This window comes from Acidobacteriota bacterium, assembly GCA_035471785.1.
Classification (GTDB): domain Bacteria; phylum Acidobacteriota; class UBA6911; order RPQK01; family DATIPO01; genus JANQFM01.
In genome coordinates this window covers 24098-32077 of sequence record DATIPQ010000048.1, presented here as the reverse complement: position 1 = coordinate 32077, position 7980 = coordinate 24098, and the positions used below count along the sequence as shown (strand labels likewise).

The following is a 7980-nucleotide window of genomic DNA, read 5'->3' as shown; positions in this document are numbered from 1 at the left end:
CAAGCGCCTGATGCGCCAGTTGCTGACCGAGACGGCGCTGCTGTCGCTGCTGGCGGGCGCCGCCGGACTGCTGGCCGCCGACCTGACCCTGGACGCCCTGCGCTGGATCGGCGGCAGCGGACTGCCCCGCCTGCAGGAAGCCGGACTCGACCTGAGCTTCCTGGCCCTGGCCATGGGGCTCTCGCTGGTCACGGGCATCGCCGCCGGACTGGTGCCGGCCTGGCAAGTCCCCCGCACCGACCTCAACAGCGTCCTCAAGATCAGCGGACGGCGCACGGGCGGCGGATCGAGCGAGCGGGCCCGGCGCTGGTTCGTGACGGCCGAAGTGGCCATCGCCTTGATCCTCCTGACGGGAGCCGGGCTGCTCATGCAGAGCTTCTCCAACCTGCTGGCGGTGGATCTGGGCTTCCGCACCCAATCGGTCATCAGCGGCCGCGTGGCCCTCAGTTCGGCCCGCTATGCCGACCAGGCCTCGATCATCGCCTTCTACCGGGATCTTCTGCAACGGCTGGACGCCCATCCTGAGACTCGAGAGGTCGGATTGATCAGCCACATGCCCCTCAACGGCTCCGACGAGACTTGGAGCTTCGGCGTGGAAGGCTATCAGCTTCCTGCTCCGGGAATGGAGCCGGAAGAGCAGGGACGCATCGTCAGTTCCGGATTCTTCCGCGCGCTGGGCATCCCGCTGCTGGAAGGGCGTCTCTTCGACCAGCGCGAGAGCCCCGAGGGGCCCTATTCGGTCATCGTCAGCGAGTCCGCCGCCCGCAAGTACTGGCCCGGCCAGAGCGCGCTGGGACGCCGCATCAGGCTCTGGGGCCTGGAGGCCGACGGTCCCTGGCGGACGGTGGTGGGAGTCGTGGGCGACATCCGCTTTGCGGGCGCTCAGGAAGAGGCTGTTCCCTTCGTCTATTATCCCTACACCCAGCACACCCGCAGCGGTCTGACGCTGGTGGTGCGGGGTGAGGGCGATCCCCGCCAGTTGACGGGGCTGCTGCGCAGCCAGGTGGAAGCCATCGATCCGCTGCAGCCTCTCCACTCCGTCCACACGCTTCAGGAGTTTTACCAGGACACCTTGGCGCGTCCCCGCTTCAGCCTCTTCCTGCTGGGCGCCTTCGCCCTGGTGGCGGTGACGCTGGCGGTGGTGGGCGTGTGCGGGCTGATCGCTTATTTCGTGGCCGAAAACCGCGCCGAAATCGGCATCCGCATCGCCTTGGGCGCGTCCCGGCGCGACATCCTTCGCCTGGTGCTGCGCCAAGCCTTGCGCATGACCGCTGCAGGGGTGGCCCTGGGACTGCCCGCTTCCCTGCTCTTCGGAATCTGGATGCGCGGCCTGCTCTTCGGAGTCTCTCCTATCACACCCTGGCCTTACCTGGCGCTGGCGGCGGCGCTGCTGGCGGCTGCCCTGGGCGCCTCCCTGCTCCCCGCCCGCCGCGCCCTCAGAGTCGACCCCCTGGAATACTGCCGCTAGCGGGGACCGTGCAGGGGGCCTGGCATGCTAGCATCTACGCGATGCAAGCCACCGAGGATGTCCGCCGCAAGATCGATGAGGTCTACCGGGAGGAATCCCGAAGGATCTTCGCCACCCTGATCCGGCTGCTGGGCGACTTCGATTTGGCCGAGGAAGCGCTGCACGAAGCCTTCACCGCGGCCGTGGAACAGTGGGAGAGCGAGGGCATGCCCGACAATCCCAGGGCCTGGCTGGTCTCCACCGGACGTTTCAAGGCCATCGACACGATTCGCCGCAGGAAAACCCGGGGCAACACGGTGGCTCAGATCCCTTCCGCGCCGATTTCCGCCCAGCCCGACATTGAGGAACTGGACGAAGCCCAGTTCCGCGACGACCACCTGCGGCTGATCTTTACCTGCTGCCACCCTGACCTGCCCCCCAACACCCAGGTGGCCCTCACCCTGCGCGAAGTCTGCGGCTTGACCACCGAAGAGATCGCCACGGCCTTCCTCTCCCGCAAATCGAAAATCGCCCAGCGCATCGTGCGAGGCAAGGCCAAGATCCGCGACGCCAAGATCCCCTACCGGGTTCCCTCCCGCTCCGATCTGCCCCATCGCCTCGATTCGGTGCTCTCCGTCATTTATCTGGTCTTCAATGAGGGGTATTCGGCGTCCTCGGGCGACGCAGCCATTCGCTCAGACCTGTCCGGCGAAGCCATCCGCCTGGGCAAAGTGCTCCTGGAACTGCTGCCCGATCCCGAAGTGATGGGCCTGCTGGCGCTGATGCTGCTGCACGAATCGCGGCGCACGGCCCGCACCACGCCGGACGGCGACCTGATCCTGCTGGAAGACCAGGACCGTTCGCTTTGGGACCAGGCCAACATCTCCGAGGGGAGGCTACTGGTGGAACGTGCGCTGGCCTCGGGACGATTCGGCACCTACACCCTGCAGGCGGCCATCTCGGCGGTGCACGCCGATGCCGCAAGCGCTTCGCAAACCGACTGGGCCCAAATCGTCTCCCTCTACGACCTGCTGCTGCGGGCCGAGCCCTCGGCCGTGGTGGAACTCAACCGGGCCGTGGCCGTGGCCATGCGCGACAGGCCCGAGGACGGCCTGAAGCTGATCGATGCCATCCTTGCCCGCGGCGAGCTGTGTGACTATCACCTGGCTCACGCCGCCCGGGCCGACCTTTGCCGCCGGGCGGGCCGGACCGCGGAGGCCAAGGCCGCTTACCGGCGGGCACTGGCTCTCACGGTGCAGGAACCGCAACGCCGCTTCTTCGCCAAGCGCCTGCGGGAGATGAAGTGAAAATTTTTCGGGCCCCATGTCGAAATCCGCGCCGCCGCTTCGACTAGGGGGCGGAAAGAGATTTTCAACATCGTTCTTAAGGAGGAACCATGAGATTCATCTGTTTAGGCTATGCTGACCTGACCAAGTGGGAATCGATGAGGGAAGACGAGCGCCAAGCGTTCATGGAGAAATGCTTTGCCTACGATGACGAGCTGCGCCGCGCCGGACACTTTGTGGGAGGAGAGGCGCTGCAAGGCACCGAAAACGCTGTCACCCTGCGCATGCGCGACGGCCGCATCGATGTCACCGACGGCCCCTATGCCGAAACCAAAGAGCAGATCGGAGGGCTGTTGTTTCTGGAGGCCAGGGACCTCAACCACGCCATCGCGCTGATGTCCAAACATCCCGGCGTCGGCTTCGGCCCCTTCGAAATCCGCCCGGCCAACGAAGAGATCAACAAGCTGCTGGCCGAACGCGACGAAGCGGTCGGCAAGAGCCGGTCCTAGTGCGGCGCGTCAGAAGTTTTGAGCCACCCTGTCGCGGTAGGCGGGTATGGAGAAGGAACTCCCGGCCATGAAGAAAGATCCGGCTTTTTGGCCGGGAGGCCTTCTATGGCTCATTTTTCCGACGCTTATTCCGGTAGGAGCTCGGGTGGAGGCTGGTAGTCCGGCACCCGATTGTGGATCGGGGGCAGCGAGCGCAGATAGGCGTAGATGGACTTCAAGTCCTCGTCGCTCATCTTCGAGTAGAAGGGCCAAGGCATAGGCGGCTGGATGGGCCGCGACTGCCCCATATGACGACCGCTCCGAATGGCGTTGATGAACATCTCCTCGCTCCAGATCCCCAGCCCGGTGTTTTCATCGGGTGTCAGGTTGGCGGAATAGGAAATGCCCCACGGACCGAAAAACGCCGTATTGGTTCCCACCCCGGCCCAGGTCCAAGTCTCGTCAAGCAAGGGAGGGGGGCTCAGGCGCATGTCTTGGGGGTGGCCCGAAAGCATCCGGCTCATGTCAGGACCGGGACCATCGGGACCCATGACCATGGGCGTGTGACAGTCGTTGCAGACCCCGATGTTGACCAGGTAGCGGCCACGCTCGATCCGATCAGCCGCGGGATCGGTTCCGGAAGAGGAAACAGCACTGCGGCAGGACGCCAAAAGCAAGGACGCCGCAACTAGCAGCGCCAGCCCGAAAAACCTCTGACTGAAGTCGCCATTCATCGAAAATCCTCGCAAACTCCCTCATCTTGCGGCCCGTGGCCAGCATGTTTGAGCGGCGGAGCATGGGATCCCATCGTCCCTTCCAGCGATCTGGGCGTCGTCGCGTCCGACGCAGCCAGACGTAAGGGGCTGGAATCGTCACCGGCGCCGTCAAGGCTGAATGGGGTTCAGGTGAAGGGAGAGTTGTCTAAAACGCGCCGTCCGAACGCCTCTTCCGGCAATCGGAAGGAGACACGCCGGCGGAGCCTGATCCCGGTGGTTCCAGGGGCCGCACGCCGGCCCCTGAAAACCGGGCACAGCGCTATTTTCCTCCTGTGCAAGCGCCCAGTCAATAGAAATCTGGCGCTGCTTTCCGCTACCCGTCATCGGGCCAGACGGGAGTGCAGATGGAGTGAGGACGGGCCGCAACCGCTGCGCTCTGCTTTCAGGCTGACAAGCGTGCCGAGACAGGTCTCTTGAGCCTTTGTCAGTCTGGCTTTTGCCGAGAAAAGACAGTCGTAGCCGTTAAGATAGTGAAGTCGCAGGAGAGGCATGTCACCGAGGAGCAGTTTTGCCCGCCGAAGCCAAGCCGATATTTCGGCCTGAAGTGCTCAGTACCCATCTCCAGGCCTTCGAACTGCCCGAAGGGGTTCGCCGGCAAAGGGTGCGGCTGGAGCAGTGGGCCGAGCGCATGCGGTCGCCACTTGGGCAGAAGCTGAAAGAACAGGAGATTCTGCACTCCTTCATGGAGTTCCTCTTCATCGACCTGCTGGGCTATCGCGGCGCCGAGCACAGCGTCCATACCTTCTCTCGCGAGAAACATGTTGAAGTCGACGGGACCTTCGCCGATGCCGTGCTGGGGCGCTTCGGGCCGTCGCGGCAAGAGTTCGTCATCGTGTTCGAAGGCAAGAGCCCCAGCGATCCCCTGGAACGGCCTTACAAGGGGCGCCGCCTCTCAGCGGTCCAACAAGCCTACCAATATGCCATCAACCTGCCCTGCGACTGGATTATCGCCTCCTCCATCCGCGAAACCCGCCTTTACTTTAAGGGCTCCGACCAGCAAACCTACGAGCGTTTCCGCCTCGACGAGTTGGACAGCAGCCTCCGTCAACTTGAAAAACTGGTCTTTCTGCTGGGTGCTGAGCGCTGCCTGCCGGACACCGGACGTTGCCACCTTTACGCGCTTCTGGAGGAAAGCGAACAGGCCGACCGCGAGCTCACTGCCGAGTTCTACCAACGCTACACCGACATCCGCTACGAGTCGTTTCGACGGCTTTGCAGCGCGAACCCGGGAGAACAGCCCAAAGAGCTGCTGTCGGCCACTCAAAAGCTACTGGACCGGATTCTCTTTTGCGCCTTCTGCGAAGATCGTGGACTTCTGCCTTCCGACATCCTGCGCCGAGCTTATGAGACGAGAAACCCGTTTGTCCCCAACCCTGTCTGGGACAACTTCAAGAACCTCTTCCGCTTCGTGGACGAGGGAAACGCCGAAATGTCCATCCCGGCCTATGACGGAGGGCTTTTCCGGGAAGACCGACTGATCCGGAGCCTTGAGGTTCCCGACGAGGTATGCGCCCACTTCCGGGAGCTTGGGGAGTATGACTATCACGCCGAGATCAACGGCGACCTGGACAACAACGGCCGCCAGGTGGACGTGGAAATCCTGGGCCATATTTTCGAGCAGTCCATCACCGATTTGGAACTGCTCTACCAGGAAATCGAAAGCGGAAAACCGCCGCTGCCGCAAAAGCGCGACAGAACGCGCCGCCAGAAAGAAGGCGCCTTCTACACGCCGAGGTTTGTCACCCGCTACATTGTCGACAACACGCTGGGAAGAGTGCTTGAGGAACGTTTTGAGGCGCTACGCCGGGAGCATCAGGAACAAGCCAGGGGTAAAACGGCCCATGCACTTGAAGACCCGCGAGTCTACGACCTCGAAAAACTCAAGCCCGCTCAAAAGAAGGCCCTTCGCCTTTTCTGGGAAGCGTGGCACCAGGAGTTGGGGAAGATCAGGATTCTCGACCCCGCCTGCGGCAGCGGCGCCTTCCTGCTGGAAGCCTTCGACCATCTCTATGCCGCTTATCAAAACGCGGCGGGACACTTGGAAGACTTTAGAGGACAAGCAGGGCTTTTCGACGTCGACCGGCGAATCCTCCAGAACAGCCTTTACGGAGTGGACATCAACCATGAGGCCGTAGAGATCTGCCGGCTCAGCCTGTGGATCAAGACGGCCAAGCGTGGCCGCATCCTCACCAGCCTCGACCACACGATCCGCGTCGGCAACAGCATCGTTGACGACCCCCAACTCGATGCCCGAGCCTTCGACTTCCAGAGTTCCTTTCCCGAGGCCCTCCAAGAAGCGGGAGGCTTTGACGTGGTGCTGGGCAACCCGCCCTACATCCGTCAGGAACTGCTCAAGCCGATCAAGAAGCACCTGAAGCAACATTACGACGTCTACCACGGAATGGCCGACCTCTATGTCTACTTCTTCGAGCGGGGCCTGCGCCTGCTGCGCCCCGGCGGACGGCTCTCTTTCGTGGTCACCAACAAGTGGCTGCGCGCATCTTACGGCAGATCGCTACGGGCCTTCCTGGCCAAAGAATCGAAGCTGGAGAGCGTCGTGGACTTGGGACACGCTAAAGAGGTTTTCCCCGATGCCGATGTCTTCCCCTCGATAACCGTGCTCGGCCGCCGGGCACCTGAAAGAGAGAAGGACGACCAGGCAATCGAAAGCGGCCCTGTGACGGTAAGCTCCATCCCCCCCGATCAACTGCGCATCGACGACCTGCAACAGCAAGTGGATGCGCGAAGCGGCCGCTTGGCTCGCAGCGAATTCGGGGAAGAACCCTGGCTGCTCGACTCCCAGCCAGCCCTCGATCTGATCCACCGGATGGCGGGCGAAAACCCCTCTCTCGCCGAGTTTGCGGCCGAGAAGCCGTACCGCGGAATCTTGACAGGCTTCAACGAGGCTTTTCTCATCGATGGAGCCAGACGAAAACAACTAATCCACGAGGATCCCAAGTGCGAAGAGTTGATTCAGCCTTACGTTAGAGGGCAGGACATTAAGCGATGGCACTGCACTTGGCCCGATCTATGGATCATCACTCTCGAATCGAGTTCGGACCGGAACTGGCCTTGGAGTGCCAGTGAGCGGCCGGAAGCGGCTTTCCAGCAAACCTTCCCGTCTATCTACAGGTCTTTCATCGAGTTCGAAGCGCGGCTTCAGAAGCGACAAGACCAAGGAGACTATTGGTGGGAATTGCGTTCTTGCTCTTACTGGGACTATTTCGAGAAGCCAAAGATCCTCTACCAGGAGATCCAGTACCACCCGCGCTTCGCGTTTGATGACCAAGCACTATTTACCAACAACAAGGCATTCTTTCTTCCGAGTGCTGATCTCTACCTTCTCGGCGTTCTCAACTCGCCGCTGATGTGGTGGCACAATTGGCGAACGCTGCAACACCTCAAGGACGAGGCCCTTTCGCCGATGGGCTACATGATGGAAAAGCTTCCTATTGCTGAGCCCGACGACGGCCTTCGCGGAAAGATGGAGAGGCGGGTCCGGAGGTTGATCGACATGGCGCGGGAAAGGGATGAAATGCGCGCCATGATGTCCGATTGGCTGAGGGTCGAATTCGAGATTGAGAAGCTCGGAAGCAAGCTTCAGGAGTCGGAAGATTTGAGCGAAGACGAGTTTGTGGCCCAAGTCCAGCGCAGGCTGGGCAAAGGCGACTCGCTGACGGCGGCGGCGTTGAAGAAGCTGCGCTCCGAGCACGCCCGCACCGTCGCGCCCATCCGCCAGCAAGAAAAGGAGCGGCTGCGTCTGGAGCGCGAGGTTTCAGATCTTGTCTGCCAAGCCTACCGCTTGACCGAAGGGGAAAAGGTTCTTATCCGAGAGACGGCTCCCCCGCGGACTCCTTTGCTGGCCGAAGAATGATTCCTTCCCGACTTCGCCGGAAGTCCTGACGCGCGAAATGAAACTTTCGATAGACGGACGGGGTTGCGCTCAGGCGAGAGTTCGTCAGCCGGCTCTCCCCAGTCGCCAC

The 7980-nt window shown here is 62.2% G+C and carries 5 protein-coding genes; 4 read left to right on the top strand and 1 reads right to left on the bottom strand.

Annotated features, from left to right (window positions below):
* The 3 genes from VLU25_07335 to VLU25_07325 form a co-directional block, all read left to right on the top strand.
* The coding region (locus VLU25_07335; GenBank protein HSR67737.1) for an FtsX-like permease family protein at positions 1-1468 on the top strand (1468 nt) is incomplete at its 5' end.
* Positions 1469-1509: 41 nt separating this feature from the next.
* Positions 1510-2754 carry an RNA polymerase sigma factor gene (locus VLU25_07330; GenBank protein ID HSR67736.1) on the top strand — a complete coding sequence of 415 codons (1245 nt, stop codon included), beginning with the start codon at positions 1510-1512 and terminating at the stop codon, positions 2752-2754.
* An 89-nt stretch (positions 2755-2843) separates the two neighbouring features.
* Positions 2844-3242, top strand: a complete 399-nt coding sequence (locus tag VLU25_07325) for a YciI family protein (GenBank protein HSR67735.1) — start codon at positions 2844-2846, stop codon at positions 3240-3242.
* A 125-nt stretch (positions 3243-3367) separates the two neighbouring features.
* On the opposite strand, the gene VLU25_07320 is transcribed toward VLU25_07325, so the two are convergent.
* Positions 3368-3955, bottom strand: coding sequence for a c-type cytochrome (locus tag VLU25_07320; protein ID HSR67734.1), 588 nt, complete (start codon positions 3953-3955; stop codon positions 3368-3370).
* Positions 3956-4505: 550 nt separating this feature from the next.
* Between VLU25_07320 and VLU25_07315 the strand changes: the two genes are divergently transcribed.
* A complete protein-coding gene (locus tag VLU25_07315) occupies positions 4506-7871 on the top strand; it encodes an N-6 DNA methylase (GenBank protein HSR67733.1) in 3366 nt (1121 codons plus the stop codon).
* Positions 7872-7980: the final 109 nt, after the last annotated feature.

What these genes read in the sequence shown, in the direction of transcription:
- VLU25_07330 (HSR67736.1), top strand. Translation starts at nt 1,510, where the DNA reads ATGCAAGCCACCGAGGATGTCCGCCGCAAGATCGATGAGGTCTACCGG.
- VLU25_07325 (HSR67735.1), top strand. Translation starts at nt 2,844, where the DNA reads ATGAGATTCATCTGTTTAGGCTATGCTGACCTGACCAAGTGGGAATCG.
- VLU25_07320 (HSR67734.1), bottom strand. Translation starts at nt 3,955, where the DNA reads ATGAATGGCGACTTCAGTCAGAGGTTTTTCGGGCTGGCGCTGCTAGTT.